This window comes from Pedobacter sp. AJM (genome assembly GCF_002197755.1).
Classification (GTDB): domain Bacteria; phylum Bacteroidota; class Bacteroidia; order Sphingobacteriales; family Sphingobacteriaceae; genus Pedobacter.
The window spans coordinates 1-932 of the sequence record NZ_NHOT01000028.1; the positions used below are offsets into that span (position 1 = coordinate 1).

Here is a 932-nt window from a genome sequence, read left to right on the forward strand (position 1 = left end):
AAGGCTTGGACCTGATGTTGGATTAGCGCGTCGAAAATTTTAAAAGCGGTAGCACAAGGACTCGATTTTGTTTTATAATGAAGATTAATTTCGAGGGAGCCGTGTGCGCTACCTTGGGCAGTGGGGTATTTGAACGGAGGTGCAAAAATTTCAACGGTTTCTCCTTCCATCATCTCCCAGGCCGGTAGCAGGGTGCAGAGGGATATTACGCGTAATTTCATTCGGGATCAATCGTCATCTCGACCGAAGTGGAGAGATCTTTGTACAAAATATTTCTAACACGGTCGTCATTCCTACGCAGGCGGGAACCTTAGTGCTTTCACTATTCTGCTGTACTTTTTTATTTTGCCCTTTGCTCTGGCTTGCCTCGGTTAGCAACCGAAGGGCTTTTTCTTTTGGCGTAACCCAAAAGAAACAAACCTGAGCGCAGTGAAAGCATGACTACCTATAAAAACAACAAACACCAAGGCATAACTAAAAGGCTTGGACCTGATGTTGGATTAGCGCGTCGAAATTTTAAAAGCGGTAGCACAAGGACTCGATTTTGTTTTATAATGAAGATTAATTTCGAGGGAGCCGTGTGCGCTACCTTGGGCAGTGGGGGGATTTGAATGGAGGTGCAAAAATTTCAACGGCTTCTCCTGCCATCATCTCCCAGGCCGGGTAGCGGGGTGCAGATCGCATGGAGTCGAGGAATTTCCTGTTAGATCATCGCTGGTAACAATTTCGTCATTGCGAGGAGGCTTTTTCAGCCGACGAAGCAATCTTTATAGCGAGGATTATTAGCGTGAAAGATTGCTTCGTCGTTCCTCCTCGCAATGACGACCCTTTTTTGTTGAAATCCGTCATCAATTCAAACTTTGCAGTCGATAGTTCAGCCGTTGAGGTCGGTAGTTCAGACGTTGCGGTCGATAGTTCAGACGTTGCGGTCG

Annotated in this window: 2 protein-coding genes; both read right to left on the reverse strand. The window is 46.4% G+C overall.

Annotation, left to right across the window (positions count from 1 at the left end; all coding sequences use genetic code 11):
* Positions 1-221: hypothetical protein (locus CBW18_RS21615; protein WP_216359281.1), on the reverse strand; the 221-nt coding region annotated here is incomplete at its 3' end.
* Between the two features lie 508 nt (positions 222-729).
* On the reverse strand, positions 730-932 hold a 203-nt coding region (locus tag CBW18_RS21620; RefSeq protein ID WP_216359282.1), incomplete at its 5' end, for a hypothetical protein.